The following is a 26,156-nucleotide window of genomic DNA, read 5'->3' on the forward strand; positions in this document are numbered from 1 at the left end:
CCCGGCGGGCCTCTGCCAGCCGTCGATGGCACCGTCGGCGCTGGCGTCGTCGGCGGGCCGGCATGTTCGGGCACGGACGGGCGCGGGCGCCCCGCCGCCGTCGATCAGGCGGCCGGCTTCAGCACCACCTTGGTCCAGCCGTCGTTGCGCGCGTCGAAGTTCGCATAGCCCTCGGGCGCGCGTTCGAGCGGCAACTCGTGCGAGATGATCCGCGAGGGCTGGGCGCGACCGGCGGCGATCAGGTCGCGCAGCTTGCGGTTGTAGGCCTTCACGTTGGCCTGGCCGGTGGCGATGCGCTGCCCCTTCATCCAGAACGGGCCGAAGTCGAACGCGAGCTTGCCCTGTTTGGCGAGATCGTCGGGCGAGCCGGGATCCTCGGCCACGAACACGCCCACCACGCCGATCCCGCCGGTCGGGCGCACCGTCTTCACCAGTGAATTGAGCGTGGCGTGCGGCACCTCGCGCCCATGGCAGCTGCACTGGTAGCCGACGCATTCGCAGCCGCGGTCCGCGCCCTCGCCGCCCGTCAGTTCCAGCACGCGCTCCACGGCCGAGCCGTCGCTGTCGTCGATCGGCTCGGCGCCAAGCTTGCGCGCCAGCGCCAGCCGGTCTGCGTGCGTGTCGACCACCATCACGCGGCTCGCGCCGCGGATCTGCGCCGACATCGCCGCCATCAGGCCCACCGGCCCGGCGCCGTAGATCACCACGCTGTCGCCGGGCTCCACGCCCGCCAGCACGGTGGCGTGATAGCCGGTCGGGAAGATGTCGGACAGCATCACGTAGTCGTTTTCCTTCTCCTCGGCGTCGGGCGGCAGCAGCAGACAGTTGAAGTCGCCGAACGGCACGCGCAGCAGTTCGGCCTGCCCGCCGCTGTAGGGCCCCATCCCGGCGAAACCGTAGGCGGCGCCCGCCATGCCGGGGTTCGCCGTCAGGCAGAAGCCCGTCAGGCCGCGCTCGCAGTTCTTGCAGAAGCCGCAGCCGATGTTGAACGGCAGGCAGACGCGATCGCCCACCTTGACGCGCTCCACGCCGCCGCCGACCTCCACCACCACGCCGAGGTTCTCGTGGCCGAGGATGCGGCCGGTTTCCATGTTGGTGCGGCCTTCGTACATATGCAGGTCCGACCCGCAGATATTGGTGGTGGTGATCTTCACCAGCACGTCGGTGGGTTTCTCGATCCGCGCATCCGGCATGTTCTTGATGGCGACCTTTCGCGGCCCTTCGTAAACCAGCGCTTTCATCGGGGGACTCCTTTGCAGGGTTGGGAAACGGGACGGCTGCGCACGGCAGCCCCCTTCGCTTCAGCATCGGACGTGCCGCGCGGGCGCGGAGCCGCCGCGCCGGCCGGCGGCGGGCTCGGGGCGGCGCCGGCAGCCGGTGCCGGGCCGGCGACGCGGGCGGGGAAAAACTGCAAACCGCGTAACGAGGCGCCGCCGGGCTCGAATCGATGCGGTTCGATCGCGGCACGAGTGCGGACCCGGCTGGAAGGCACCCGGCAAGGGCGGCGACCGCGTTGCCAGCCGCCGCCTCACTTCGCGCGCCGCGTGGCGAGCCCCGCGTCGGGCGCCGTCGCGCCCGCGCGCAGCTGCTGAATCCGGTTCGCTACCACCTCGGCCACGTTCCCGGCCTCGAGCCGCGCGGGCGTGGCGTCCTCGGCGCGGAACGTCGGGTCGTGAAAACGCGCGGCGAGACGTTGGTGGCATTGTTCGCGGCTCGGCACGCCGGTGAGCTGGCCGCGGCGGACCCGCGCCCGCGGCGGCAGGGGCCACGGCTTCGTACCCGGGATCATTGCGGGCCTCGCGAGAAAACAGGTTCGGTCGGGTTCGGTTCCCCCGCGCGGCAAACCCATTCCCCGGCCGTCGCGCGGTCGACTCGAAGCCGTCACACGCGTGGCACGCGGATTGCTGCTTGCTGGCACCCGCCCCGGGAGACGACCTCGACATGACGCCTGGACCATCTTCGCCACCCGCACCACACGCCCCCCGCCGGGTCGTCCCGCCGGGCCTCGCCCTCGCCGCCGGCCGGCCGCCCGTCGCGTCGCGCCTGCCCCTTTCCCGCAGCACGGAGGCCGCCGATGTCTGATCCGATCTTCCCCGCCGCCGATCCCGATCTGCCGGCCACGCTCGACGTCTGCCGGCGCTGCGGGCTGTGGGAGCCCGCCACCCGGCCGGTGGCGGGCGCCGGCCCGCGCCGTGCCGCGATCATGCTGGTGGGCGAGCAACCCGGCAAGCACGAGGACCGCACGGGCCGGCCGTTCGGCGGCACCGCCGGGCGCCTGCTCGACCGCGCGCTGACGGAGGCGTCGCTGGCGCGCAGCGAAATTCACGCCACCTACGCGCTCAAGCACATCCAGCGCGCCGCGCCGGGCAGCCAGGTCGGCGACGCGACGCCGACGCGGCACGAGATCGACGCCTGCCGCTACTGGCTCGAACGCGACATTCGCAGCGTCGCGCCGCGCGTGATCGTGGCGTTCGGCGCCGTCGCGCTGCGCGCCGTGCTCGACGATCCGGACGCGGTGGTGCATCGCATGCCGCTGCCGTACCGGCTGCCCGGCGGCGAACGCGTGATCGCGACGCTGGCGCCGGCCCAGGTATTGCGCACGCGCGGCGCCGATTCGCGCGAACGCGCGTGGCAGCAGATCGTCGAGGCGCTGCGCGCGGCGCGCCGGCTCGCGCAGGCGGCCGACGAAGCGGCGCCGCCGGGCGGCGGCGAGCCTCGCGTGCCGTCGGCGGTGTGGATCGATCCGGCCCGCGGCGGCTCGGCCTGGCTCGCCTGAGGGCGCCGGGCGGGAGCGGGATGCTGTTGGTGCTGCCGGCGGGTTGGCGGGTTGGCGGGTTGGCGGGTTGGCGCACCTGATGCGATCGGCGCGTTCAGCGCTCCCGATGCGATTCAACGCCATCCAAGCCATCGCCGCCTTCGGCATGCGGCCCGCTTCATCGCGAACGCGCCGGCCTCGGGTGCCGGCCGCTCGACGCGCCGCGAGGCACGACGCAACGGCTCACCAGCGCAACGCGCGCCGCCCCGCCAGCGCGCCGATCAGCGCCGGCACGGCCATCCCGAGCGAATACCAGACCGCCCAGAACGGCACCGCCGTCTCGGGGCAGCGGAAGCTGTAGGCGAGCGTGCCGATCGCGCCGGCCAGCAGCCCGGCCACGGTGCCGGCCACGCTCGGCCGCGTGGCCGCCAGCCCGCGCATCGCGTGCAGCAGCACGACGAGCGGCACGCCCGACAGTCCGACGATATAAAGCGAGCAGGTGCGCCACGTATGGCCAAGCACCAGCGCCGGCCGCAGCTCGGGCGGCGCCGCGGCCAGCACCGCGACGGCCGCCACGCTCACCGCCGCGAGCGGCAGGCCAAGCCAGAGCCAGGCGCGCCCCACCGCCAGCCCGGGCCGTGCCAGCCGCGCGGCCACCCGCAGCGCGGCGAGCGTCATCGAGGCGGGCAACATCACCTTGACCCAGAACAGCGGCGTGCCGAGCGCATGCGCGAGCCGCATCGTGTCGCCGCGAATCGCCGGCAGCAACAGCAGCGCGACGACGATGCCCGCCAGCGCCGCGAGCCCGAGCCGCCGGCTCACCGCGGCGCGCCCGGGCGGCCGCGGCGCATCGATCAGCGTCATGATCAGTTCATCGGTGTTCATCGCCTTTTCCTCGTATTGTCGCGGCGAGCGCCTTGAGCCCGCGATGCACGCCGACCTTCACGGCCGATTCCGACATGCCGGTGGCCGCCGCCGTCTCCGCCACCGACATGCCCCACAGCCGCGTATGCACGATCGGCTCGCGCTGCCCCTTCGGCAGCGTCGCCAGCAGGCGCTGCAGGTCGCGCCGCGCGTCGGCGGCCTCGCTGTCCGATTCCACGAACAGCTCGCCGTCGTCGTCGAGCGGCGCGTGCAGCGCGTCCCAGCGAAACCGTGCGCGGTGGTGGTCGGCCACCTTGTAGCGCACGATCGCGCTGATCCAGGCCGTCAGCGGCACGTCGGGCCGGAACGTCTCGAGGCCGTGGTGGACCGCGATCAGCACCTCCTGCAGCAGATCCTCCACGTCCTCGTCGCGGCGCCGCAGCCTGGCCCGCAGCCGCGCGCGCAGGAACCGCGTCAGGTCGACGAGGAACGCGCGATAGGCGGCCTTGTCGCCGTCGAGCGCGCGCAGCAGCAGCGCCGTGAGCCGCCGTTCGGCGTCGGGCCTCGCGGCCGAGGCCGGTTCGGGCGCCGGCACATCGCGCCCGGCGGCGCAATCGGCGTCGCCGGTCGTCATGAAGACACGCGCGGACAGGTTCGAGACACCGCTTGCCGCCGCGCTCAGGCCGATACCCGGCCGGCCGCGCGCGGCGCATGCAGGCGCGCGTACCAGCCGCGCAGCAGGCCGTCCACGGCGAACGGTCCGGCGCCGCCGAACACCAGCGCGAGCAGCCCCGCCACGTAGAGCAGGTCGGTCTCGACGCCGGGCGGCCCGAACTGCGGCACGCCATGGACCACGTCCATCAGCTTGATCGAGGTGAAGCCGTAGGGCAGGTGGACGGTGAGCGAGGCCACCGCCAGCACCACCAGCATCGGCACCGCCACCACCGGCACGAACGCGCCGGCCAGCACCGCGAGGCCGCCCAGCAGCTCGATCGCGATGGTCGCCCAGGCCATCAGGTGCGGCGCCGGCACGCCGAGCGCCTGCAGGATCGCCGCGAAATGTTCGGGATGCTTGACGATCTTCGCGTAGCCGTGGGCGACATACCCGTAGCCGACGATCAGGCGCACCGGCAGCGGCGCCCAGCTTTGCAGCCGCGCGGCGAGCCAGGCGGGATCGGCGAGAGGGAACAGCGAGCGAAGCGGCGTCATGAAGGCATCCTGTATCGGGTGGCGGCCCGCGAGGGGGCCGCGAGATCCGTGATCGGCGCGCGCACGGTCGTGTCGCGCCTGTCATGGATCAGATCGTTCGGCGGCGCCGAACGGTTACAGGCGCTTCGGGATTTTCTTGTAGACGGCCGGCGGGAGCGGAACGGGGCCGGAATGACACGCGCGATGGCGACGAATGCGGGGATGAACGCGGGACGGACGCGGGAATCGATACGACCACATCGCCCGCCGCACGGCTCAAGGCGCGGCGGCGTCCTCGGGATGCAGCAGCGCGTCCATCAGCACGCGCACCTTCGGCAGGCTCGCACGGTCGCGCGCATGGGCGGCATAGATGTCGAGATCGGCCCAGCGCAGCTCGGGCGCCGCGTTCACGAGGCTGCCGTCGGCCAGCGCCGTGTCGGCCGCGTACATCGGCAGCACCGCGAGGCCGAGCCCGGCCGCGCAGAAGTCGCGCAGCGCGAACACGTCGCTGACCAGCATCTTCGGCGCGATCGCGGCCTCGGCGGGCTCGCCGCGCCAGGTCACGCGCCAGCTGGTGCGCGGCGCGTAGGTGCGCAGCGCGAGGCAGTCGTGCGTGATCAGCTGGTCCGGCCGCGCCACATGACCATGCTCGGCCACGTAGGCGGGCGAGCCGCACAGCAGGATGCCGACCGAGGCGATGCGCTGCTCGATCACGCCCGACTGCGGGGTGGATGCGGCGCGGATCGCCACGTCGTAGCCGCTGTCGAGCAGATCGACGTAGCGATCCGACAGGTCCACCTCGAAGCGCAGCCTCGGATAGCGCCGCGCGAGGCGCGTCACGCACGGCAGCACGCGGGCGCGCCCGTAGCCGGTGGGCATCGTCACGCGCAGCGTCCCCTCGGGCTCGGGCGCGCCCTGCTGGACGCGCGCGTCGGCCTGTTCGAGCCGCAGCAGGATCTCGCGCAGCTCGGCGGCATAGGCGAGGCCCGCCTCGGTCAGCGCCACGCGCCGCGTGGTGCGCTCGATCAGCCGCACGCCGAGCCGCGCCTCGAGCACGGCCACGCGCCGGCTGATGGTGGACTGGGTCACGCCGAGTTCGCGCGCCGCGGCGCCGAAGCCGCCGGCGTCGGCCACCGACAGGAAGGTCTGCGCTTCGGACCAGGCAGCTGTATTCATGCGCGGCGTCGATCGATCGGAAAGGATCGTCACTCTACTCAGTTTCCCGGCCGATGGATATGGAAGCCGGGCGGGCAAGCGGCGCCCACCGCGCATCGACCATCCACCTCACGTCCGCGAATCGCCGCCCCACCCGGCCGGATTCCGCGCGCCGCGCCGGAAGCTGCGGGCGGGGACGCTACAATTGGCGCTTGTCGCCCGTCCCGCGGGCGTCGCGCGCCGGGGGGCGGTGCGCGATGCCGCGACCACCGCGCAGCACGCGGGCGTCCGACCCGAACGGCAGTTTCCAGAACCCATGAGTGCAAACCACGATTCCCTGCCCGAGCCGGGCGCGCCGGTCCGCATGGCCGACGTCGCGCGGCTCGCCGGCGTCTCGAAGATGTCGGTATCGCGCGTGCTGACCGGCCAGCACGTCAGCGACGTCACGCGCGAGCGCGTGATGGACGCGGTACGCAGGACCGGCTACGTGGCCGACGCGGTGGCGGGCGCGCTCTCGTCGGGCCGCAACAACGTGATCGCGGTGGTGGTGCCGTCGCTGTCGAGTTCGAACTTCGCCGACACGGTGCGCGGCATCAACGACGTGGTCGAGACGCGCAACCTGCGCCTGCTGCTCGCCAACACCGACTACATCGCCGAGCGCGAGGAATCGCTGATCCGCTCGCTGCTGAGCCACCAGCCGCGCGGCATCGTGGTGACGGGCGGCCACCACACGCCGGAGGCGCGCGCGATGCTCGAGCAGGCCGGCATCCCGGTGATCGAGACCTGGGAGCTGCCGGGACGGCCGATCGACCGCGTGGTCGGCTTCTCGAACGAGGACGCCGCGCAGGCCATGACGCGCTATCTGTACGAGCGCGGCTATCGCCGGATCGGCTTCATCGGCAGCAGCTCGCTGCTGGACCTGCGCGGCATCGCGCGGCGCAACGGCTATCTGGCGGCGGTCGAGCAAGCCGGCCTGCACGCGCCGCGCGACGTGGTGCGGCCCACCCCCGCCAACGACATGGCGCACGGCGCCGCGATGGGCCACAGCAGCGCCGCGCTGAACCAGCTGCTGGCCGAGTGGCCCGACACCGACGCGGTGATGTGTACCAGCGACATCCACGCGTTCGGCGCGATCATGGCCTGCCACCGGCTCGGGCTCACGGTGCCGGGCGACCTGGCGGTGGCCGGCTTCGGCGATTTCGAGGTCTCGCGCCACTGCTATCCGACCATCACGACGATCTCGGTCGATGCCTACGGGATCGGTCACTCGACGGGCCAGTCGCTGCTCGCCGCGATCGACGGCTCGGAGCGGCCCAACGTTTCGCGCCGCGAGATCGCCTCGGTGCAGGCGCAGCGCCAGCAGCACGACGCGCCGCCGCTGATCCGGATTCCCTACGAGGTGGTCGCGCGCGAAAGCGCGTAAGGCGAGGCCGCGGCGGGCGGCCGGACGGGCGGCCCGACACACGGCGCGACGTGCAACATGCTGCGCCCCGCTTCGGGCGCGCCGCCGGCGCCGCCCGGTTGGAACCGGCGCGCTCGAAGCCGATGCCGGCCGGCCCCTCGCCCGCCTGGTCGTAGCCGGTCGTCGCTGGTCGTAGCCGTCGTAGCCGGTCGTCGCAGGATCATCACCGCCTCGCACGCCAACCGCCGTCGCATCACGGCGGCCGGCGCGAAGCACGGCCGCTCTCGCGGCAATCCCCGTCGTCAGCCCGCCTTGGCCAGATGCGCCGTGAACTCGGTGACGAGCGGCCGGCCCTCGAGATATGCCTCCAGGTTCGCGCGCACCAGCCCGGCCATCGCCGCGCGCGTCTCCACGGTCGCGCTCGCGCGGTGCGGCTGCAGCACCACGTTCGGCAGCGCGAGCAGGCGCCGGTCGATGGCCGGCTCGTTCCAGAACACGTCGAGCGCGGCGCCGCGCAACCGGCCGTCGCCGAGATAGTCGATCAGCACCGGCTCGTCGATGATGCTGCCGCGCGCGATGTTGATCAGGAAGCCGTCCGGCCCGAGCGCGTCGAACACCTCGCGGCCGATCGCGCCGCGCGGCATCTGGTCGGCCGCCGCGCACACCATCAGGTAGTCGGCCTGCGCCGCCAGCTCGACCGCGCTCGCATGGAACGCATACGGCACGTCGTCGAAGCGCTGCCGGTGGTATAGGCGATGCGCATCTCGAAGGCGGCCGCGCGGCGCGCCACGGCCCGCCCCACGCGCCCGAGCCCGACGATGCCGAGCCGCTTGCCGAACATCCGCGAGGTCAGCGTGAACGCCTCGCGGCCCCACTCGCCGGCCCGCGTGCGCGCGTCGTTGCGCACAATCTCGCGCGCCACCGCCAGCATCAGCGCGAGCCCCATGTCGGCCACGTCCTCGGTCAGCACGTCGGGCGTGTTCGTCACGCGCACGCCGCGCCGCGCGGCATGCGCGAGGTCGATCGCATCCACACCCACGCCATACGAGACGATGATCTCCAGCTTCGGCAGCGCGTCGATCAGCGCGGCGTCGGCGCCCGCTTCGCCGTTGGTGGCCAGCACCCTGACGCGCGGCGCGAGCCCGGCCAGCAGCGCGGCGCGATCGGGCGCCTCGGCCAGCACGTGCAGTTCGTACCGTTCACCCAGCGCGACCATGTCGGCCTCCGGATATCGGGTAACAACCAATATGGCTTCCTTGGACATCCGCATCTCCTCATGTTAGATTTTGATAGGCATGGTTACCGATAACCAAGTGTAGCCGAAGCCACGCCGCCCGGTAAGTCGTTCGAGCGCCAGGCAGCGCCGGCGGGCGCCCCGCCACGCGGGCGCGGCCGCCGTTCGGCCAGCCGGACGCGCCCCGGGAAGCGGGTGCGCGCAAGAAGACGGAACATGGAGACAGACAGATGACGATCCACCGAGACGCGCTCACGCCCGCGGCGGCGGCGAGCGCCCACGCCCCGCAGCGGGGCGAGCCCTCCCGAGACGGCGCGGCGGCGCCGGTATCGGCCAGGCAGTTGCGCCGCGCGATCCTGACGAGCGCGGTGGGCAGCGCGCTCGAGTACTACGATTTCGCGATCTTCGGCCTGGCCACCGCGCTGATCTTCAGCCGCGTGTTCTTCTCCAGCTTCGACGCCCACGCGGGCCTGCTCGCGAGCTTCGCGACCTACGGCGTGGGCTTTCTGGCGCGGCCGCTGGGCGGCCTGTTCTTCGGCTCGCTCGGCGACCGCAAGGGCCGCAAGTTCGTACTGCTGATGACCATCGCGATCATGGGCGTGTCCACCACGCTGGTGGGCCTGCTGCCGGCCGGCCCGCTCGGCGCGGTGGGGCTGATCGTGCTGCGGCTGATCCAGGGCTTCGGCGCCGGCGCCGAACAGGCCGGCGCCTCCACGCTGATGGCCGAGGTCGCGCCCGCGCCGCGCCGCGGCTACTTCGCGGCGTTGCCGTTCGTCGGCATCTTCGCCGGCTTCGGCATCGCCACCGCCACCTTCAGCCTGCTGCAGCATCTGCTGGACACCGCCGCGATCCTCGCCTGGGGCTGGCGCATCCCGTTCCTCGCCAGCGTGGTGCTGATCGCGGTGGCGGTCTGGATCCGGCTGCGGCTGCGCGAGAGCCCGGCGTTCGCCGCGCTCGAGGGCGGCCACCAGGTGGCGCGCTCGCCGATGCGGCTGGTGCTGAAGGACGCGCGCCGGCCGGTGGCCGCGGCCGTGCTGATGCGGCTTGCCGAACAGGGCGGCTCGACCATCTACACCACCATCGTGATCGCGTTCCTCGGCGGCACCGTGGCCAACCGGCTCGGCGTGCCGGCCGCGCAGCTCGCGAGGATCGGCACCAGCTGTGCGATGATCGCCACGCTGGCCAGCGTGATCACCACGCCGCTGTTCGGCGCGCTGTCGGACCGCTTCGGCCGCCGCACCGTCTACCGCTGCGGCGCCGTGTTCATGCTGCTGTGGTCGGTGCCGTCGTGGTGGATGGTCAGCACCGGCGAGCCGGTGTGGGTGGCGGTGGCCATGTTCGGCGGCCTCGCGATCGGCGCGAACAGCATGCTCGGCGCGCAGTGCGCGCATTTCGCCGAGCTGTTCGGCAACCGCTACCGCTATTCGGGCGTCGCGCTCTCGCGCGAGATCGGCGCGGTGCTCTCGGGCGGCCTCGCGCCGATCCTCGGCATCTACCTGATCGGCCTGGCGGGCGGCGCGTTCTGGGTGATGGGCCTGTACACCGCGGTGCTCTCGGCGCTGACGCTCGCGGGCGTGGCGATGTCCACCGAGACGCGCGGGCGCGACCTGACCGACCTCGACGACGCGATCCACTGAAGAAACCGGCCCGGCCGCACGGCACGGGCGCTCAACCAGGGAGAAACACATGAACGACAAGGTTGCCCTCGTTACCGGGGCGAGTTCGGGCATTGGCCGCAGCGTCGCGCTGGGACTGCTGCAGGCCGGCTATCGCGTGGTGCTCGCGGCGCGCAAGGTCGAGGCGCTGCAGGCGGTGGCCGAGGAGTCGGGCGCGCCCGAGCGCGCGCTGGCCGTCGGCTGCGATGTCGGCGACGCGGCCGCCGTGCAGGGCCTGTTCGAGCGCATCGAAGCGCACTGGGGGCGCCTGGACCTGCTGTTCAACAACGCGGGCGTGTTCACGCCGCAGTGCTCGCTGGAGGAGATGCCCGTCGAGCACTGGAAGCAGGCGGTGGACATCAACCTGACGGGCGCGTTCCTCTGCACCCGGGGCGCGTTCCGCCTGATGAAGAAACAGCAGCCGGGCGGCGGGCGCATCATCAACAACGGCTCGATCTCGGCGCATGCGCCGCGCCCGCAGGCGGCCGCCTACACGGCCACCAAGCACGCCATCACGGGGCTCACCAAGGCGGCCTCGCTCGACGGGCGCCCCTACAACATCGCCTGCGGGCAGATCGACATCGGCAACGTGGTCAGCGACATGAGCAGCCTGATGGCGCAAGGCACGCTGCAGGCCGACGGCTCGCTGCAGGTCGAGCCGCGCATGAGCATGGACAACGTGGTGCGCGCGGTGCTCTACATGGACAGCCTGCCGCTCGACGCGAACGTGCTGTTCATGACGGTGATGGCGAGCCACATGCCGTTCGTGGGGCGCGGCTGATGGCACCGCGCTGCGGCCGGGCCGCGGCGGCGCCGCCGTGCTGACGCGCTGCGCGTTCTTCAGCGGCCGGGTCCGGCCCGGCTTCGAGGCGCGCTTCGACGAGCATGTCCGGACGCGGCTCGTGCCGCTCCGGACGCGCTTGCCCGGCGCCCGCGACGTGCGCGTGCCGCGCCGGCAGCACGGCGACGCCGGCGAACCGGCGTTCGCGCTCGTGATCTCGATGCGCTTCGCCGATCAGGCCGCGATCGACGCCGCGCTGGATTCGCCGATGCGGCGCGAGAGCCAGGCCGAATCGCGCGCGCCGATCGAGATGGTCGACGGGGTGGTGTTCCATACCGTGTTGGCCGCAACGGTGTGAAGCCGGGCCGGCCGATGCCCGGGGCGGATGACGGGCGGCCGGGCGCCGGCAGGCGGCGGGACTGGCAAGCGCGGCGCGGGCCGGGCCTTCGGGTCGGGCCTTCGGGTCGGCCCGCGCCGCCCGCCGGCATCGGCATCCGCGATCACGCCAACCCGACCCGAAACGGCGCAAGGCGGCGCGAAACGGTTGCGCTGCGCGCGCGGCGTCGCTATCGTGACAGGCTTTCGCCGCACCGCGCCCCGCGCGCGCCTCTCCCGTGAACGACTCCTCGCCCTCCCTGCCGTTTCGCAACGCGCTGCTCGCGATGCTCGGCATCGGCCTCGTCAACATGCTGGTCGCGCTCGACCAGACCGTGGTCAGCACGGCGCTGCCGTCGATCGTCGCCGACCTGCACGGCTTCGAGTACTACGCCTGGATCGCCAGCGCCTACCTGCTCGCCTCGGTCGTGACGGTGCCGATCTTCGGCCGGCTCGGCGACTACTTCGGGCGCAAGCGCTTCGTGGTGGCGGCGGTGATCGTGTTTACGGTCGCCTCGGTGCTGTGCGCGCTCGCCACCGACATGCGCATGCTGGCCGTGGCGCGCGCGCTGCAGGGGGTGGGCGGCGGGATGATGGTGGGCACCGCGTTCGCGTCGATCCCCGACCTGTTCCCCGATCCGCGCGAACGCGTGCGCTGGCAGGTGGTGATGGCCGCCACCTACGGGATCGGCACGGCGGCCGGGCCGTCGCTGGGCGGCTGGCTCAGCCAGCACTTCGGCTGGCGCTCGACGTTCCTGATCAACGTGCCGGTGGGCGTGCTCGCGCTCTACTTCATCTGGAAACACCTGCCGCACTTCCTGCGTCCGCGCGACGGCAAGGTCCGCATCGACTACGTCGGCGCGGTGCTGGTGGCGATCACGCTCGGCTGCCTGCAGTTCCTGATCGAGGCGCTGCCGGCGCGCGGCTTCGGCGCCGGCACCGCGGCGCTGGCCACCGTGGTGGTGGCGTCGTTCGGCGCGTTCCTCGTCTGCGAGCGCCGCGCCACGCACCCGATCGTGCCGCTCGACCTGTTCCGCGATCCGCAGCTCGTCACGCTGTTCACGCTCTCGACGCTGGCCGGCTTCGTGATGTTCTCGCTGATCTTCTTCGCGCCGCTGCTGCTGCAGGGCGGCTTCGGCCTCGATCCCGAGACGGCCGGCCTGCTCGCCACGCCGATCGCCGCCTGCATCGCCCTGGGCAGCCTGATCAACATCCGCATCGTGATGCACCTGAAGCGGCCCACGCTGATCCTCTCGGTCGGCTTCGGCCTGCTCGCCGCCGCCTCCGTCACGCTCGCGCTGACCGGGCCGCTCACGCCGCATCCGGTGCTGGAGCTGGCGATGGCCGCGGTGGGCATCGGCCTGGGCTTCATCCTCAACAACCTGAACGTGTTCGCGCAGGAGATCGCCGGGCGCGAGCGCTTCGGCATCGCCACGGCGCTGCTGCAATCGACGCGGATGGTGGGCGGCATGCTCGGCACCAGCATCCTCGCGACGATCGTCCACCACCACTACGCGGCCGGCGTGAGCGAGGCGATGAGCGTGCTCGGCAGCGGCGTGGCCGCGCAGTGGGTGCCGCATCTGGCCGATCCGCGCGTGCTGGTCGATCCGGCGCTCGGCGAGACGCTGCTCGGCCAGCTGCGCGCCGCCGGCCTCGACGGCCCGGCGCTGCTGGAGGCCGCGCGCCGCGTGATGGTGCAGTCGATCCACATCGGCATCGCGCTGGCCGGCTGCGTGGCGGTGGCCGCCGCGTGGCAGGTGCGGCGGATCTCGCATATCCGGCTGCATCGGGCGCCGAAGGTCAGCGACGCCGGGCCGGAGTGAGCGGTTTGCACGTCTCGCCGTGAAGTGTGTCGCGCGGGCCTGGCGAGAACACGCTTGACGTGGCGGCGTGGCGGCGAAAGGCGAAAGGCGAAAGGCGCGAGGCGCGAGGCGACCTCGCCGCCAACCGCGCACTCACCGCGCCCGGTGCTGCGCGCTCAGTGCGCCAGAAGTTCGAACGGAAACGCCACGCGCCCCGTCTCGACGCCCTTCGTATTGCGCATCGGCGGCCGATGGAACGCGGCCAGCGCGCCGCGCTGCGCCTCGCTGCCGATGCCCAGCCGCGCCAGCACCTCGCTCACCAGCATGTAGAGCACGGCGACGTTGCCGTCCTCGATCTTCGCCGCGATGCCGAGCGCGCCGTCGGCGCCAAGCCGCCGCGTGTCGTCCGAGGCCCGCACGCCGATCCCGTAGCAGCCGTCGGCGCCGAGCTTGCCCACCACGGCGCCGTCGAACGCCTGCATCAGCCGGGTGCAGAAGCGCCCCTCGCCGGCCACCATCTCCGGGTGGCGCGTCATGGCGTGGTGGATCCGTGCGAGCGCCGCCGGGCGCGGTTCGTCGACGCCGCCAGCGACGGCGTCCGCCGCCTGCGCCAGCCCGGCATAGACGAGCGCGAGGCGATCGAGCGGGAACGCCGGCGTGGGCAGGTTGCAGCCGTCGATGCCCCAGCCGACGCCGTCCTCGGGCAGGCCGCACAGCTCGGCCATGGTGCGCTTCACGCGCAGTTGCATCGGATGCTCGGCCAGGTGGTAGCCGTCGAGCGTCGCGCCAAGCGCGCGGGCGCCGGCCAGCATCCCCGCGTGCTTGCCCGAGCAGTTGCTGCACACGGCGCTCGGCTCGATGCCGCGCCGGATCCAGTCGCGCGCGACAGCGTCGGAGATCGGCTGATGCGGGCCGCAGCGCAGGTCGCTCTCGGCGGCGCCGAGCCGGGCCAGCATCGCACGCGCGCGCTCGACGTGGCGCGGCTCGCTGCTGTGCGACGCGCACATCAGCGCGAGATCGGCCGCGTCGAAGCCGAAGCGCTCGAGCGCGCCCGTCTCCATCACCGCGAGCGCCTGCGCCGGCTTGGCGGCCGAACGCGCCAGCGTGACCCGGAACGGATCGCCGAAACCGGCCAGCAGCCGGCCCCCCGCATCGACCACCGCGATATGCGCGCGATGCGAGTTCTCCAGCGCGTCGCCGCGCCAGGTGGTCACCGCGATCGCGTCCGCCCCGGTCGCCTTCATGCCGTTCATGTCTTGCATCTCCTGTCGATGACACCGCGCGGCCCGCGGCCGGTCGCGACGCTCCGGCCGCCGCGCGACCGGTTCGCCGGCCAGTGTATCGGGGCGAGACCGGCTTGGCGATGCGAACGCGCATCGGCAACGCAGTCGCCCGGCGCCCGGCGCCCGGCGCCCGGCGCCCGGCAACTGAAATACAATCGTAAGCATCCACCTGCCGCGAGGGCCGCCACGATGTCCCACCCAGCCGCACCGCGATCCATGCCCGACCTTGCCTGCGAACCTGCCCCCACCGCCGACGCGCCGTTCGTGTTCGTCGTCAACGCCGGCTCGGGGCGGCAGCGCGAACTCGACGCGCTCGTCGCCCGGCTCGACGACGCGTTCGGCCGCGCCGGGCGCCGCTACGAACTCGTGAGCGTCACCGAACCGTCGCGGCTCGAGGCGAGCGTGGCGCGCGCGGCCGACCTCGCGCGCGGCGGCGTGCTGGTGGGCGTGGGCGGCGACGGCACGCTGCGCACGGTGGCGCGCGCCGCGCTCGACGCGGGCTGCGTGTTCGGCGTGCTGCCGCGCGGCACCTTCAACTACTTCAGCCGCGACCACGGCATCCCCGCCGATCCGGAACAGGCCATCGCGCTGCTGCTCACCGCGCGCGTGCATCCGGTGCAGGTCGGCTTCGTCAACGACGCGCTGTTCCTCGTCAACGCGAGCCTCGGGCTCTATCCGAAGCTGCTCGAACAGCGCGAGGCCTACAAGCGCCAGTTCGGCCGCAGCCGGCTGGTGGCGCTCGGCTCGGCGATCGCCACGCTGCTGCGTCCGCACCGGCTGCTGCGGCTGCGCGTCGATCACGAGGGCACCGCGCGCGAGCTGCGCACCACCACGCTGTTCGTCGCCAACAACCGGCTCCAGCTCGAGCAGGTGGGCGCGGCCGAGGCGCCGCTGCTCGCGCAGGGCATGCTGGTGGCGCTGGCGCCGCTCGCGCACGGGCGGCTCGCGCAGATCCTGCTGTCGCTGCGCGGCGCGTTCAGCCGGGTGCGCGACGCGGACGACGTGATCGGCTTCGGCTTCACGCGCTTCACCGTCGCGCGCGCCTCGCGGCGGCACCGCCGCATCAAGGTCGCCACCGACGGCGAGATCGCCTGGCTCGACCTGCCGCTCGAGTTTCGCGTGGCCGACCGGCCGCTGCGCCTGCTCAAGCCCGAGCCCGACGTGGCCGAGCGCAACCGCGCATGAGCACGCTGCTGCAGGTCTCCGATCCGCATTTCGGCGCCGAATGGCCGGCCGCCGTCGATGCGCTGGTGACGCTCGCGGCCACGCTGCGTCCGGATCTCGTGGTGCTGTCGGGCGACCTGACGCAACGCGCGCGGCGCCGCCAGTTCGAGGCGGCGCGCGCGTTCGTCGAACGGCTCGGCCCGCAGGCGCTGCTCGCGATTCCCGGCAATCACGACATCCCGCTGTTCGATCCGGTCGCGCGGCTGTGCCGGCCCTACGCGCGCTACCGGCACGCGTTCGGCGCCGACCTGGAGCCGGTGTTCGACGCACCGGCGCTGCTGGTCCAGGGCGTGAACACGACGCGGCCCGCGCGCCACACGGCGGGCGAGATTTCCGCCGCGCAGATCGAACGCGTCGCGCGGCGCTTCGAACTCGCGCAGCCGGCCCAACTGCGCGTGGCGGTCGTGCATCAGCCGATCGCCGGCGCCGGGCCGCGCAAGCCCCGCGACCGCCTGCACGGCAGCGAGGCCGCGCTGCGCCGCTGGGCCGATGCCGGCGTCGACCTGATCCTCGGCGGGCATACGCACCGGCCGGAAATCAACGCGGTGGAGATGGCGGGTTCGACGCGCAGGATCTACGCGATCCAGGGCGGCACGGCCGTGTCGCGGCGCGTGCGCGACGGCCGGCCGAACTCGGTCAACCTGATCGCGTATGAAGGCGCCTCGACGGGCGCGCGCCGCGTGCTCGTGACGCGCTACGACCACGACGCGGCCGGCGGCCGGTTCGTCGCGAGCGAAACGCGCGTGCTCGATCTCACCCCGGCGGCGGACGGCGCTTCCGAGCAGCGCTGACGGCCAGGGCTGACTGCTCGGGCTGACTGCTCGGGCTGATCGCTCGAGCTGACTGCGCGGGCTGATCGCCCGGACGGGTCGCCGAGGCTGACCGTTCGGGCCAACCGCTCGAGTGGATCGCTCGTGCCGGTCCGCTCGGGCGATACGACACGCAACCCGCCGGCCCCCCACCGCGCGATCTTCCCGCCACGCTGCCACGCCGGCTTCGGCCCGTCACTCGCCGGCCGCCGCGCCCGCGCCTGCCGACCCGCCGCCCGCGATGCCGGCCAGGCATCGCGAACGACACCAATCGGCATTTGAAATCCTGTTTTCCGCGGGGGACAGTAAGCGGAGCCGACCGGCCGGCCCGGCGCCACCGCCTGCGCCGGGCGGCGGCGCGCCGGCGCGCTCGCGACGTCACCGGACCTCGTCCGGTCCCGCCCCTTCCAGGACTCCAGACATGGCATCGACAGGCAGCGAAACGCATCTCCGGCAGGTGGCGGCCGCGGTCATCGGCAACGCGCTGGAGTGGTACGACTTCATCGTGTTCGGCTTCATGGCCGCCATCATCTCGCCGGTGTTCTTCCCGGCCGGCGACGCCTACGCGGCGCTGCTGCTGACCACGGCCAGCTTCGGCGTGGGCTTCGTGATGCGTCCCGTCGGCGGCATCCTGATCGGCATCCACGCCGACCGCCGTGGCCGCAAGTCCGCGCTGCAACTGATCATCGCGCTGATGGCGCTGGCCACCGCGCTGCTCGCGTTCGCGCCGCCCTACACGGCGATCGGCGTGGGCAGCTCGCTGATCGTGGTGGTCGCGCGCATGCTGCAGGGCCTCGCCACCGGCGGCGAGTTCGCCAGCTCGACGGCGCTGCTGATCGAACTGGCGCCGGCCGGGCGGCGCGGCCTGTACGGCTCGTGGCAGATGGTCGGCCAGGGTCTCGCGCTGCTGGCCGGCACGGCGATCGGCGCGCTCATCACGCACCTGCTCTCGCCCCTGCAACTGCACGCCTGGGGATGGCGCATTCCGTTCGCGATCGGCCTGCTGATCGCGCCGGTGGGGTTCTGGATTCGCCGCCACCTGCAGGAACCGGATGCCTCGGCCGGCGCCCCCCGGCGGCCCCAAGACGCGCCGCTGCCGATGGCTCGGGCGCTGGGCCGCCACGGCCGGGCGCTGCTGTCGAGCGCGCTGCTCACCGCGTCCGTCACGATCGCCTTCTACGTGCTGGTGATCTACATGCCGACCTTCGCCAGTCGCAGCCTCGGGATCGCGCTCGACGCCGCGTTCGGCTCGCAGTGCGTGGCCGTGCTGGCGATGACGCTCGTCACGCCGTTCGCCGGCGCCGCGTCCGACCGCATCGGCCGGCGCCCGCTGATCATCGCTTCGCTGGTCGGCTACTTCCTCCTGCTGCTGCCGCTGTTCGGCTGGCTGCTCGCCGCCCCCGGCGCGATGCGCCTGATGATCACGCAGACCGTGCTGTGCTGCGTGCTGGGCCTGTTCCTGGGGCCATACGCGGCGGCGCTCGCGGAGCAGTTTCCGGCGCGGATCCGCTCGACCGGCATGGCGATCAGCTACAACATCACGGTGATGATCTTCGGCGGCTTCGCGCAGTTCTTCCTGACGCTGCTGCTCCACATCACCGGCTCGCCGCTCTCGCTCGCGTTCTATCTGCTGTTCGGCGCGGCGCTCGGCATCGTCGGCAGCCTGCTGCTCGGCGCGCGTGACGAACCGGCCTCGCAGTCGGGTCAGCTGGCTGAATCTGTTGGCCGGCGTTAGCGCGTGCGCCCGGCCGCACGATGCATTTTCCTCGCTCGAACGCAACGACGCGGCCCGATAATGGGACGTCGCCACTTTGCCCCCGCACGGACTCGACATGGAATTGCGTCATCTGCGTTACTTCATCGCCGTGGCCGAAAACCAGAGCTTCCGTGTCGCGGCCGAGCGCATCCACATCACGCAGCCGGCCATCACGCGCCAGATTCAATACCTCGAGGCCGAGATCGGCGTGGCGCTGTTCCAGCGCACGCCGGCGGGCGCGGTGCTGACGCCGGCCGGGGAGCTGTTCCTGCGTGAAGTGCGCACGGTGCTGTCGGCGCTGCGCGCCGCGACGCTCTCGGCGCGACGCGTCGCCGGGGGCCTGGCCGGCAACCTGCGCATCGGCTTCGTCGAGAACAGCAGCTGGGACGGGCTGGTGCCCGACATGTTCGCGCGCTACCAGGCACAGGCCTCGGACGTCCATCTCGAACTGCTGCCGCAAGGCTCGCCCGAACAGATCGAGTCGATCATGGCCGACCGCGTGGACGGCGGCTTCCTCTACATGTTCGAGGCACTGCCGGCCGGGATCGTCAGCATCGCGCTGCTGAGCCGCAGCGTGATCCTGGCCGTGCCGAGCCGCTGGCAGTGGCCGGACGGCAAGGCCGTGCGCGCCGGCGAGCTGAACGGCACGCCGCTGATCTCGTTTCCCCGCAACATCTATCCGGCCTATCACGACTATCTGGTGCAGGCTTGCGCACGCGCCGGGCTCACGCTGAACGTGGTGCAGGAGGTCGGCACGGAAGCGTCGATCCTGTCGCTGGTGGCGGCGGGGATCGGCGCGGCCATCGTCAACGCCGCGAACCGCAGCCGCCAGCCGGCACGCGTGCAGTTTCTCGAACTGCCCGACCTGGAGATGGAAATTCCGCTGGTGTTCGCCTACCGGGCGGACAACCGCAATCCGACGCTCGCGCGCTTCATCGAGATGCTGACATCGCTGCACGCGGGCGTGCCCGCCTAGCCGCGCCCGATCCCGATTTCCGACGCACGACGCGGTGATGCCGCGCAAGCATCGCCGCGCGCAGCAAACGGCATTGGAACGCGCGCCCCGGCCTGATCGATCATGCAGGCAGCCCGGCGCGCCCGCGCGCCGCCCTTCATTCAACCGATCGGGCCATCCAGCGTGGACGCACGGAAATCACGCATCACCACCTCCCTCCGCTTCGACGACGACGGCTTCCAGACCGGCACGCTGCGCGTGCCGCATTCGGTCGATCGTTCGGCCTACGGCCACATCCCCGTGCCGATCGCGGTCATGAAGCACGGCGACGGCCCCACGCTGCTGCTCACGGGCGGCAACCACGGCGACGAATACGAAGGCCCGATCGCGCTGATGAAGCTGCTGCAGCGGCTGCAGCAGCTGCCGCACACCGCCATCCAGGGCCGCGTGATCGTGGTGCCCGGCCTGAACTTCCCGGCGTTCCTCGCCGGCCGGCGCACCTCGCCGATCGATCAGGCCAACATGAACCGCGTGTTCCCCGGCAAGCGCGACGGCACCATCACCGAGCTGATCGCGCACTACGCCGACACCGAACTGTTCCCGCGCGCCGACGTCGTGTTCGACATCCATTCGGGCGGCCAGTCGCTGAACCACCTGCCCACGCTGCTGATCTATCCGCCGCGCGAGCCGGCGCTGCGCGACGCCTACCTGCGCCTGGTCCGCGCGTTCGCCGCGCCCTACGCGATGGTGATGGACATGCTCGGCGAGGATCGCACCTACGGCGCGGCCGTGGAGCGGCAAGGCAAGCTGTTCCTGTGCGGCGAATTCGGCGGCTTCGGCACCTGCAACCCCGACGGCCTCGCGATCGTCGAGGCGGGGCTCGCGCGCCTGCTCGCCACGCTCGGCATCGTGCGACCGGACGCGCCGCCGCCGCTGTCGCCGCCGCCCGCGGTACAGCAGCCCACGCGCTACCTGCAGGTGGAAGGCGAGCAGCACTACGTGTTCTCGCCCGTGGCCGGCATCTTCGAACCGGCGGTCCGGCTCGGCGAGCGCGTGAGCCGGCAGCAGCCGGCCGGGCGCGTGTTCGATCCGCACGCGCCCTGGGCCGCGCCGCGCGAGCTGCGCTTCGACGCCGACGGCACCGTGGTCTGCATCCGTTCGTTCGCGGGCGTCGAGCCCGGCGACTGCCTGGTGCTGCTCGCCGCGGACACGACGTTCGACTGACCGCTCGACCGACCGCTCGACCGACCGGCGCGATGCGGCGGCCCGGCGCATCGCCCGGCCGGACCGCCGCCCTTCGCCCGGCGCCGCGTCTCCCCCCCATCTCGCGTGCCCGGCGCCGCCCGGCACGCGCCCCTCATCCCTCCAAACCCGTCACGCGAACGACGCCGCCCCGCGCTCAGGCCGACCCGGTCGCGCCGGCCGCGACCGGGCGCATCCGCCGGCGCAGCAACGGCGCCGTCACGCCGGTGGTGAACAGCGCGAAGATCACCAGCATCGTGTAGACGTTCTGCGGCAGGATCCGCAACTGCAGCCCGATCGACAGGAAGATCAGCTCCATCAGGCCGCGCGCGTTCATCAGCGTGGCGATCAGGGTCGAGTCGGCGCGCGCGTGTCCGGTCGCGCGCGCCGCCAGCAACACGCCCAGGTACTTGCCCGCGAACCCGGCCACGATGAACGCCATCAGCCAGAGCCACTGCGAATGCGCGGTGAAGTCGAAGAACTGCAGGCTCAGCCCGGCGCAGGCGAAGAAGATCGGCATCAGGATGGTGTGCAGGAAGCCGCCCAGCAGGCGGTCGAACTGCTCGCGCACGCCGGGCACGCGCCGCAGCAGCATGCCGATCAGGAGCGCGCCGAACGCGCTGTGAAAGCCCAGCCGCGAGGTGATCCATCCCGACACCAGCACCGCGCAGGCCAGCGCCACCACCGTGTAGCGCGACCAGCCCTGCGCGAGCGAGCGCTCCACCGCGCGCAGCAGCACGCCCCTGGCGGCCACCACCAGCAGCCCCACGTAGGCGGCCAGCAGCGCGAGGTTGATGCCGAGCGCGCGCCAGCCGGCGTCGTGACGCGAGAAGCCGATGATCAGCGACAGCGCGCACCAGCCGAGCAGGTCGCCGACCATCGCCGCCGACAGCGCCGAGGCCGCCGCCGGATGCCGCGTCAGGTTCAGGTCGGTGACGATGCGCGCCATCACCGGCACCGCCGACACCGACAGCGCCACGCCGCAGAACAGCACGAACGGCCAGAACGGCTGCTGCGGCGCGATGGCGTCGTGCGCGAACCAGCCCACCGCGAGCCCGCCGCCGAACGGCAGCAGCATGCCGGGCACGGCGATCAGCACCGGGCCGAGCAGCGCGCGCTGCGACGGCAGGCGCACGTCGAGGCCGATCTCGAACATCAGCAGCGCGAGCCCGATCTCGCCGAACTGGCTGATCGCCGAGGTGGTGCCGGGCGCGAACAGCTCGTGATAGAGCGACGGCGTGACGAAGCCGAGCGCGAGCGGGCCGAGCAGGATGCCGCCCGCGATCTCGCCGATCACCCTGCACTGCCCCATGCGCTCGGCGATCACGCCGCAGCCGTTGCAGACCAGCACAACGAGCGCTACCTGTATCAGCCACATCCCGTGCTCCGTGCAAAAAAAGGAACCGCCGCCGCGCGGCCCGGCATGCTAATCGAGCAGCGCCTCCGCGTCGACACTGTCGAAAACGATCTCGCGCACCAGTTCGCTGGCGCCGGCGGCGATCGTGCCCGCCGTCGCGTCGCGATAGAGCCGCGCGACCTCCGACTCCGACAGGTAGCCGCGCGCGCCATGAAACTGCGCGCACCGATGCGCGGCGCGCTTGGCCAGTTCGGTGCTGCGCAGCTTCAGGATCGACGCGTCGCCGCTGCCGAGCCTGCCGCCCGCGTATTGCAGGACCAGCTGGTAGCCGAAGCAGCGCAGCAGCCGCAGTTCGGCGATCAGCTCGGCCAGCTCGTGACGCACCGACTGGTTCGCGCTCAGCGGCGCGCCGCGCACCACGCGCTGGCGCACGAAGCGGTCGACCAGCCGGATGCCGTGCGCCGCGCCGCCCAGCGCGAGCATGCCCGCCACCATGCGCTCGAAGTCGAGGCAGCGCATCAGGTAGGTGAACGCCTTGTCGGGCTTGCCGAGCACGTTCTCGCGCGGCACCGCGACCTGCTCGAAGCCGATGTCGCAAACGTCGGCGCTGCGCCAGCCGAGCAGGTTCAGCGGCGTGCGCGTGACGCCGGGCGCGTCGGCGTCGATCAGCAGCAGGCTGCAGCCGCCCAGCGCGTGCCGCTGCGCGTTGCTGCGCACCAGCGCCACGATCAGCGAGGCCTGCGAGCCGTTCGAGATGAAGCGCTTGGTGCCGTTCACCCGCCACGCGTCGCCGTCCGACTCGGCCAGGCACTGCAGGTTGCTCAGGTCGCTGCCGGCCTGGTCCTCGGTGATGGCGAGCGCGGCCACCGCCGTGCCGTCGCGCATCCTCGCCAGGTAGCGCTCGCGCTGCGCCTCGCTGCCGAACCAGGCGAGGTAGGACGCCGCCATGAACGCGTGGACGCCGATCGCGGCGCGCACGCCGGCATAGCCGAGCCGCCCCAGTTCCTCGAGGAACACCGCGCTGCGCACGAAGCCCTCGCCTTCGAGCGGCAGGTCGAGCAGGCCCTCGCCGGCCAGCGTGCGCCAGGTCGCGCGCGGAAGATGGCCGCGCGCCTCGGCGCCCTCGGCCTCGGGCAGCAGGCAGGCGCGCAGCCGTTCGCGCACCTCGCCGGCGAAGGTCCGGTACGACTCGGCCGGATAGGGACTAGACATGGGCGCGTCCGGTCATTTCACCGAGACCACGCGGTGCGCGGGCAGGATGTCGGTGAAGCGGCCCGCGATCTTGAACACCGCGCTCGGCGTGCCGGCCGCCGCCCAGAGTTCGTCGAACTCGAGCAGGTCCTCGTCCACCAGCAGCGCGACCTCCTGCCGGTGCCCGAGCGGCGGCACGCCGCCGATCGCGAAGCCGGTCGCCTCCTTGACGAAATCGGCGTCGGCCTTGACGATCTTCGCGCCGATCAGCTGCGAGATCGCCTCCTCGTTGACGCGGTTCGGCCCGCTCGCGAGCACCACCACCGGGCGGTCGTCGGCCAGCGAGCGAAACACCAGCGACTTGACGATCTGCGCCTTCTCGCAGCCGAGCGTGCGGGCGGCATCGTCGGCGGTGCGCGTGGAGGCGGGCAGTTCGAGGACTTCCATCTCCAGGCCACGTTCGGCCAGGACTTCCTGGAAATATTGGGCGCGTTTGCTCAGGCTCATGCTCGATCACTCCAGTGACTGTTTGAGATGTCGATGATCGATCTTGCCGTTGGCCGACATCGGCAGATCGTCACACAGATGGATTTGCGCCGGCACCATGTAGGCGGGCAGCACCTCGGCCAGCGCGGCGCGGATCTGCTCGGGGCGGCAGCCGTCGTCGACCGGCACCACGAACGCCACCAGCCGCTTCTCGATGCCGTTGTCGTGCACCGTCACGTAGCTGCGCCGCACCTCGGGCCGGCTCTGCAGGTGGAACGCGATCTCGCCGAACTCGATCCGGAAGCCGTTGATCTTCACCTGGTCGTCGCGGCGCCCCTTGAACACGAGCACGCCGTCCTCGCGCAGGTAGCCGATGTCGCCGGTGCGGTAGAGGCGCTCGCGGCGCCCGCCGATCTCGTACTCGACGAAGCGCTCGCGCGTCATCTCCGGCATGCCGAGATAGCCCGGCGTCAGGCCCGGCCCCGCCACGCAGATCTCGCCCGCCTCGCCGGCGCCGCACAGCGCGCCGTCCTCGATCAGGTACAGCCGCGTGTTCTGGATCGGCAGCCCGATCGGCAGCATGGTCTCGTCGGCGCGGATCTCGCGCACCGGATACCAGGTGGTGAAGGTGGTGCATTCGGTCGGGCCGTAGACGCTGACGATGCGCTCCGTGCCGTAGCGGCGCAGCGCCTCGCGCATGTGGCGCAGCGAATGCGCCTCGCCGCCCGTCAGCACGGTCGCCACGCTCGCGAGCGTGGCCGGCGCCTCGTCCACCAGCGCGTTGAACAGCGCCGTGGTCAGGAACAGCAGGTTGACGCGCTGGCGCTCGATCAGCTCGCGCAGCCGCGAGGCGCGCACGAAGCCGTCCTCGTAGACCACGCAGGCGCCGCCGTTGAGGAGCGGCCCCCAGATCTCGAAGGTGGCCGCGTCGAACGTGACGGGCGCCATGTGCAGCACGCGGCTGTCGCGATCGAGCCGCGCGTAGCTGGCGCCGAACACCAGCCGCGCGATGCTGCGATGCTCGATCGGCACGCCCTTGGGCTGGCCGGTGGAACCCGAGGTGAAGTTGATGTAGGCGATCGAGCCGGCCGTGGCCAGTCCGGCGGGCGCCTCGCGCCGGCCGGCCTCGCGCAGCGCGTCGAGCGAGACCGGCAGCGCGCGGCAGGATTCGAGCGCCGGATGGGTCAGGCCGGCGGCGGCGCACAGCACGTGGCGGCAGCCGGTCTGCCCGAGCAGGTGGGCGATCCGCTGGGCGGGCCAGGCCGCGTCGAGCGGCAGGTAGGTCGCGCCGGCCTTCAGGATCGCCACCAGCGCGACGATCAGGTCCGCGCCGCGCGGCAGGCTCAGCGCGACCACGTCGCCGGGCCGCACGCCCTGCTCGATCAGGCGCCACGCCAGCACGTTGGCGCCGTGGTCGAGCTCGCGATAGCTGCAGCTCCGGGCCGCCGTGACGACGGCCGGCTCGTCGGGCCAGCGCGCCGCGGCGGCCTCGAACAGCGCGGCGACGCTCAGGTCGTCCGGATACGCCACGGACGTCTGGTTGATCCGCTCGTGAAGCGACAGGGCGGCTTCATCGCAGCGAAGCGGTTTCATCGGACTGGCTCCTCATACGCGCGACCATGTGCTCGAGCAACGGTTCGCGATGGCTATCGAGAAAGAAATGCGCGCCGTCGATACCGACCAGCTCGCATCGCGACGTGGTGAAGCCGCGCCAGCCGGCCACGCTGGCCGCGCCGTCGGTCGGGTCGGCATGGCCGTAGTAGATGTGCAGCGGCACCTCGAGCGGCGTGGCGTGCCAGTTGCCCCACAGCTCCGCGAGCCGCATGTCGGCGCGCAGCGTGGGCAGCACCAGCTGCATCAGGCGCTCGTCGTCGAACACTTCGGCCGGCGTGCCGCCCATCGCGCGCACCGCGACGCGATAGGCGGGCTCCGGCAGGTCGTGCAGGTAGGGCCGCGCCTGCGGGTGGTCGGGGCTGCGGCAGCCGCCGATGAAAAGGCGCCGGCAGGTGCCCGGCTCGATCGCCGGGCGGACCTGCTGCGCGATCTCGTAGGCGAGCCGGCCGCCGAAGCTGTGCCCGAACAGCGCGTGCGGCTCGGCGAGGTACGGCGCCAGCGCGAACGCGCAGTCCTCGACGAGCGCCGGCCAGGCGTCGTAGAGCGGATCGCGCAGCCGCATGCCGCGGCCCGGCAACCGCACCGCCACCAGCTCCACGTCGGGATCGAGCAGATCGACCCAGTCGCGGAACAGGTCGGCGCTGCCGCCGGCATAGGCAAAGCAGATCAGCCGCAGACGAGGCTTGGGGACGGGCCGCGGAATCAGGCACCAGCGTGCCGTATCGGCGGCCCGTTGCCGGGCTCGCGCGTCGCTCACGAGGCGCGCGTCTCGCCGTGCTTCACGATGTGGCTCGCGATGTCCGACAGGCGGCTTTGCTCGAACAGCGCCTCCGGGGTCAGCGCATCCTCGCCGAAGTGCCCTTCCACGCGCGAGAGCAGCTTGACCGCGGTGATCGAGGTGCCGCCCGCCTCGAAGAAGTCGCTATCCGCGCTCTCGATGCGCAGGCCCAGCGCGCCGCAGGCGTCGACCAGCCATGCCTGGACGTCCTTGATGTCGTTGCGATTGCTCATGATGTTTGCCTGCTCCT

At 72.3% G+C, this 26,156-nt stretch carries 26 protein-coding genes; 11 read left to right on the forward strand and 15 right to left on the reverse strand.

Annotated elements, in window-relative coordinates; all coding sequences use genetic code 11:
• Positions 1 to 104 precede the first annotated feature (104 nt).
• Entirely contained in the window at positions 105 to 1,241 is a 1,137-nt protein-coding gene (locus bpln_RS09725; protein WP_042625052.1) for a glutathione-independent formaldehyde dehydrogenase, read from the reverse strand.
• 287 nt (positions 1,242 to 1,528) lie between these two features.
• Positions 1,529 to 1,789, reverse strand: coding sequence for a hypothetical protein (locus bpln_RS09730; protein WP_055138695.1), 261 nt, complete (start codon positions 1,787 to 1,789; stop codon positions 1,529 to 1,531).
• A gap of 285 nt (positions 1,790 to 2,074) precedes the next feature.
• On the opposite strand from bpln_RS09730, the gene bpln_RS09735 reads away from it, so the two are divergent.
• A complete protein-coding gene (locus tag bpln_RS09735; RefSeq protein ID WP_082465252.1) occupies positions 2,075 to 2,776 on the forward strand; it encodes a uracil-DNA glycosylase in 702 nt (233 codons plus the stop codon).
• A 222-nt stretch (positions 2,777 to 2,998) separates the two neighbouring features.
• Here the strand turns inward: bpln_RS09735 and bpln_RS09740 are convergent, their stop codons facing one another.
• From bpln_RS09740 to bpln_RS09755, 4 genes are all read right to left on the reverse strand, one after another.
• Positions 2,999 to 3,640 carry a DUF1109 domain-containing protein gene (locus tag bpln_RS09740; RefSeq protein ID WP_055138696.1) on the reverse strand — a complete coding sequence of 214 codons (642 nt, stop codon included), beginning with the start codon at positions 3,638 to 3,640 and terminating at the stop codon, positions 2,999 to 3,001.
• On the reverse strand, positions 3,627 to 4,253 hold the full coding sequence (locus bpln_RS09745; protein ID WP_055138697.1) for a sigma-70 family RNA polymerase sigma factor: 627 nt from the start codon (positions 4,251 to 4,253) through the stop codon (positions 3,627 to 3,629). The genes bpln_RS09740 and bpln_RS09745 overlap by 14 nt, the downstream gene beginning before the upstream one ends.
• A 44-nt stretch (positions 4,254 to 4,297) precedes the next feature.
• The gene (locus tag bpln_RS09750) at positions 4,298 to 4,828 is read right to left on the reverse strand and encodes a DoxX family protein (protein ID WP_042625056.1); all 531 of its coding nucleotides are present in this window, start codon (positions 4,826 to 4,828) and stop codon (positions 4,298 to 4,300) included.
• A 255-nt stretch (positions 4,829 to 5,083) separates the two neighbouring features.
• Positions 5,084 to 5,983: a LysR family transcriptional regulator gene (locus bpln_RS09755; protein WP_055138698.1), complete on the reverse strand. Its 900-nt coding sequence runs from the start codon at positions 5,981 to 5,983 to the stop codon at positions 5,084 to 5,086.
• Positions 5,984 to 6,326: 343 nt separating this feature from the next.
• On the opposite strand from bpln_RS09755, the gene bpln_RS09760 reads away from it, so the two are divergent.
• The gene (locus tag bpln_RS09760; RefSeq protein ID WP_042625058.1) at positions 6,327 to 7,385 is read left to right on the forward strand and encodes a LacI family DNA-binding transcriptional regulator; all 1,059 of its coding nucleotides are present in this window, start codon (positions 6,327 to 6,329) and stop codon (positions 7,383 to 7,385) included.
• A 281-nt stretch (positions 7,386 to 7,666) separates the two neighbouring features.
• On the opposite strand, the gene bpln_RS38160 is transcribed toward bpln_RS09760, so the two are convergent.
• Positions 7,667 to 8,089 carry an NAD(P)-dependent oxidoreductase gene (locus bpln_RS38160; protein ID WP_275472428.1) on the reverse strand — a complete coding sequence of 141 codons (423 nt, stop codon included), beginning with the start codon at positions 8,087 to 8,089 and terminating at the stop codon, positions 7,667 to 7,669.
• Positions 8,032 to 8,628 carry an NAD(P)-dependent oxidoreductase gene (locus tag bpln_RS38165; RefSeq protein WP_275472429.1) on the reverse strand — a complete coding sequence of 199 codons (597 nt, stop codon included), beginning with the start codon at positions 8,626 to 8,628 and terminating at the stop codon, positions 8,032 to 8,034. The genes bpln_RS38160 and bpln_RS38165 overlap by 58 nt, the downstream gene beginning before the upstream one ends.
• 200 nt (positions 8,629 to 8,828) lie before the next feature.
• On the opposite strand from bpln_RS38165, the gene bpln_RS09770 reads away from it, so the two are divergent.
• From bpln_RS09770 to bpln_RS09785, 4 genes are all read left to right on the forward strand, one after another.
• Entirely contained in the window at positions 8,829 to 10,235 is a 1,407-nt protein-coding gene (locus tag bpln_RS09770) for an MFS transporter (protein WP_082465253.1), read from the forward strand.
• Positions 10,236 to 10,284: 49 nt separating this feature from the next.
• Positions 10,285 to 11,034 carry an SDR family oxidoreductase gene (locus bpln_RS09775; protein WP_042625060.1) on the forward strand — a complete coding sequence of 250 codons (750 nt, stop codon included), beginning with the start codon at positions 10,285 to 10,287 and terminating at the stop codon, positions 11,032 to 11,034.
• Between the two features lie 37 nt (positions 11,035 to 11,071).
• Positions 11,072 to 11,392, forward strand: a complete 321-nt coding sequence (locus bpln_RS09780; RefSeq protein WP_055138699.1) for an EthD family reductase — start codon at positions 11,072 to 11,074, stop codon at positions 11,390 to 11,392.
• A 304-nt stretch (positions 11,393 to 11,696) separates the two neighbouring features.
• On the forward strand, positions 11,697 to 13,232 hold the full coding sequence (locus bpln_RS09785) for an MFS transporter (protein WP_055139496.1): 1,536 nt from the start codon (positions 11,697 to 11,699) through the stop codon (positions 13,230 to 13,232).
• 155 nt (positions 13,233 to 13,387) lie between these two features.
• Here the strand turns inward: bpln_RS09785 and bpln_RS09790 are convergent, their stop codons facing one another.
• On the reverse strand, positions 13,388 to 14,464 hold the full coding sequence (locus bpln_RS09790; protein WP_226993539.1) for an asparaginase: 1,077 nt from the start codon (positions 14,462 to 14,464) through the stop codon (positions 13,388 to 13,390).
• A gap of 246 nt (positions 14,465 to 14,710) precedes the next feature.
• On the opposite strand from bpln_RS09790, the gene bpln_RS09795 reads away from it, so the two are divergent.
• The 5 genes from bpln_RS09795 to bpln_RS09815 all read left to right on the forward strand — a co-directional run bounded on the left by bpln_RS09795 (position 14,711) and on the right by bpln_RS09815 (position 20,462).
• The gene (locus bpln_RS09795) at positions 14,711 to 15,679 is read left to right on the forward strand and encodes a diacylglycerol/lipid kinase family protein (protein WP_420807337.1); all 969 of its coding nucleotides are present in this window, start codon (positions 14,711 to 14,713) and stop codon (positions 15,677 to 15,679) included.
• A complete protein-coding gene (locus bpln_RS09800) occupies positions 15,676 to 16,509 on the forward strand; it encodes a metallophosphoesterase family protein (protein WP_055138701.1) in 834 nt (277 codons plus the stop codon). The genes bpln_RS09795 and bpln_RS09800 overlap by 4 nt, the downstream gene beginning before the upstream one ends.
• Positions 16,510 to 16,948: 439 nt before the next feature.
• Positions 16,949 to 18,262 (forward strand): MFS transporter, encoded by a 1,314-nt coding sequence (locus bpln_RS09805; RefSeq protein WP_055138702.1) that lies wholly within the window; start codon positions 16,949 to 16,951, stop codon positions 18,260 to 18,262.
• A 97-nt stretch (positions 18,263 to 18,359) separates the two neighbouring features.
• The gene (locus tag bpln_RS09810) at positions 18,360 to 19,259 is read left to right on the forward strand and encodes a LysR family transcriptional regulator (protein ID WP_055138703.1); all 900 of its coding nucleotides are present in this window, start codon (positions 18,360 to 18,362) and stop codon (positions 19,257 to 19,259) included.
• A gap of 162 nt (positions 19,260 to 19,421) precedes the next feature.
• Positions 19,422 to 20,462, forward strand: a complete 1,041-nt coding sequence (locus tag bpln_RS09815; RefSeq protein ID WP_055138704.1) for a succinylglutamate desuccinylase/aspartoacylase family protein — start codon at positions 19,422 to 19,424, stop codon at positions 20,460 to 20,462.
• 175 nt (positions 20,463 to 20,637) lie between these two features.
• On the opposite strand, the gene bpln_RS09820 is transcribed toward bpln_RS09815, so the two are convergent.
• The 6 genes from bpln_RS09820 to bpln_RS09845 are packed head-to-tail and all read right to left on the reverse strand — an operon-like array spanning position 20,638 to position 26,139.
• On the reverse strand, positions 20,638 to 21,858 hold the full coding sequence (locus bpln_RS09820) for a cation:proton antiporter (RefSeq protein ID WP_055138705.1): 1,221 nt from the start codon (positions 21,856 to 21,858) through the stop codon (positions 20,638 to 20,640).
• 48 nt (positions 21,859 to 21,906) lie between these two features.
• Positions 21,907 to 23,049, reverse strand: a complete 1,143-nt coding sequence (locus tag bpln_RS09825) for an acyl-CoA dehydrogenase family protein (RefSeq protein ID WP_042625069.1) — start codon at positions 23,047 to 23,049, stop codon at positions 21,907 to 21,909.
• A gap of 12 nt (positions 23,050 to 23,061) precedes the next feature.
• Positions 23,062 to 23,535, reverse strand: coding sequence for a YbaK/EbsC family protein (locus bpln_RS09830; protein WP_042625070.1), 474 nt, complete (start codon positions 23,533 to 23,535; stop codon positions 23,062 to 23,064).
• A 6-nt stretch (positions 23,536 to 23,541) separates the two neighbouring features.
• Positions 23,542 to 25,107, reverse strand: a complete 1,566-nt coding sequence (locus bpln_RS09835; RefSeq protein WP_055138706.1) for an amino acid adenylation domain-containing protein — start codon at positions 25,105 to 25,107, stop codon at positions 23,542 to 23,544.
• Entirely contained in the window at positions 25,085 to 25,885 is an 801-nt protein-coding gene (locus bpln_RS09840) for a thioesterase II family protein (RefSeq protein ID WP_055138707.1), read from the reverse strand. Before bpln_RS09840 ends, bpln_RS09835 begins: the two co-directional genes overlap by 23 nt.
• A complete protein-coding gene (locus bpln_RS09845) occupies positions 25,882 to 26,139 on the reverse strand; it encodes a phosphopantetheine-binding protein (RefSeq protein ID WP_052498366.1) in 258 nt (85 codons plus the stop codon). Before bpln_RS09845 ends, bpln_RS09840 begins: the two co-directional genes overlap by 4 nt.
• Positions 26,140 to 26,156: the final 17 nt, after the last annotated feature.

The sequence above is a fragment of the Burkholderia plantarii genome (genome assembly GCF_001411805.1).
In the GTDB taxonomy this organism is placed as follows: domain Bacteria; phylum Pseudomonadota; class Gammaproteobacteria; order Burkholderiales; family Burkholderiaceae; genus Burkholderia; species Burkholderia plantarii.

Excerpts from the sequence above, each read along its gene's own strand:
- bpln_RS09800 (WP_055138701.1), top strand. The coding sequence starts at position 15,676 with ATGAGCACGCTGCTGCAGGTCTCCGATCCGCATTTCGGCGCCGAATGG.
- bpln_RS09735 (WP_082465252.1), top strand. The coding sequence starts at position 2,075 with ATGTCTGATCCGATCTTCCCCGCCGCCGATCCCGATCTGCCGGCCACG.
- bpln_RS09790 (WP_226993539.1), bottom strand. The coding sequence starts at position 14,464 with ATGAACGGCATGAAGGCGACCGGGGCGGACGCGATCGCGGTGACCACC.
- bpln_RS09725 (WP_042625052.1), bottom strand. The coding sequence starts at position 1,241 with ATGAAAGCGCTGGTTTACGAAGGGCCGCGAAAGGTCGCCATCAAGAAC.
- bpln_RS09805 (WP_055138702.1), top strand. The coding sequence starts at position 16,949 with ATGGCATCGACAGGCAGCGAAACGCATCTCCGGCAGGTGGCGGCCGCG.
- bpln_RS09745 (WP_055138697.1), bottom strand. The coding sequence starts at position 4,253 with ATGACGACCGGCGACGCCGATTGCGCCGCCGGGCGCGATGTGCCGGCG.
- bpln_RS09845 (WP_052498366.1), bottom strand. The coding sequence starts at position 26,139 with ATGAGCAATCGCAACGACATCAAGGACGTCCAGGCATGGCTGGTCGAC.
- bpln_RS09755 (WP_055138698.1), bottom strand. The coding sequence starts at position 5,983 with ATGAATACAGCTGCCTGGTCCGAAGCGCAGACCTTCCTGTCGGTGGCC.
- bpln_RS09730 (WP_055138695.1), bottom strand. The coding sequence starts at position 1,789 with ATGATCCCGGGTACGAAGCCGTGGCCCCTGCCGCCGCGGGCGCGGGTC.
- bpln_RS09770 (WP_082465253.1), top strand. The coding sequence starts at position 8,829 with ATGACGATCCACCGAGACGCGCTCACGCCCGCGGCGGCGGCGAGCGCC.
- bpln_RS09820 (WP_055138705.1), bottom strand. The coding sequence starts at position 21,858 with ATGTGGCTGATACAGGTAGCGCTCGTTGTGCTGGTCTGCAACGGCTGC.
- bpln_RS09740 (WP_055138696.1), bottom strand. The coding sequence starts at position 3,640 with ATGAACACCGATGAACTGATCATGACGCTGATCGATGCGCCGCGGCCG.
- bpln_RS09775 (WP_042625060.1), top strand. The coding sequence starts at position 10,285 with ATGAACGACAAGGTTGCCCTCGTTACCGGGGCGAGTTCGGGCATTGGC.
- bpln_RS09750 (WP_042625056.1), bottom strand. The coding sequence starts at position 4,828 with ATGACGCCGCTTCGCTCGCTGTTCCCTCTCGCCGATCCCGCCTGGCTC.
- bpln_RS09795 (WP_420807337.1), top strand. The coding sequence starts at position 14,711 with ATGCCCGACCTTGCCTGCGAACCTGCCCCCACCGCCGACGCGCCGTTC.
- bpln_RS09810 (WP_055138703.1), top strand. The coding sequence starts at position 18,360 with ATGGAATTGCGTCATCTGCGTTACTTCATCGCCGTGGCCGAAAACCAG.
- bpln_RS09830 (WP_042625070.1), bottom strand. The coding sequence starts at position 23,535 with ATGAGCCTGAGCAAACGCGCCCAATATTTCCAGGAAGTCCTGGCCGAA.
- bpln_RS09760 (WP_042625058.1), top strand. The coding sequence starts at position 6,327 with ATGGCCGACGTCGCGCGGCTCGCCGGCGTCTCGAAGATGTCGGTATCG.
- bpln_RS09785 (WP_055139496.1), top strand. The coding sequence starts at position 11,697 with ATGCTCGGCATCGGCCTCGTCAACATGCTGGTCGCGCTCGACCAGACC.
- bpln_RS09825 (WP_042625069.1), bottom strand. The coding sequence starts at position 23,049 with ATGTCTAGTCCCTATCCGGCCGAGTCGTACCGGACCTTCGCCGGCGAG.
- bpln_RS38165 (WP_275472429.1), bottom strand. The coding sequence starts at position 8,628 with ATGTCCAAGGAAGCCATATTGGTTGTTACCCGATATCCGGAGGCCGAC.
- bpln_RS09835 (WP_055138706.1), bottom strand. The coding sequence starts at position 25,107 with ATGAAACCGCTTCGCTGCGATGAAGCCGCCCTGTCGCTTCACGAGCGG.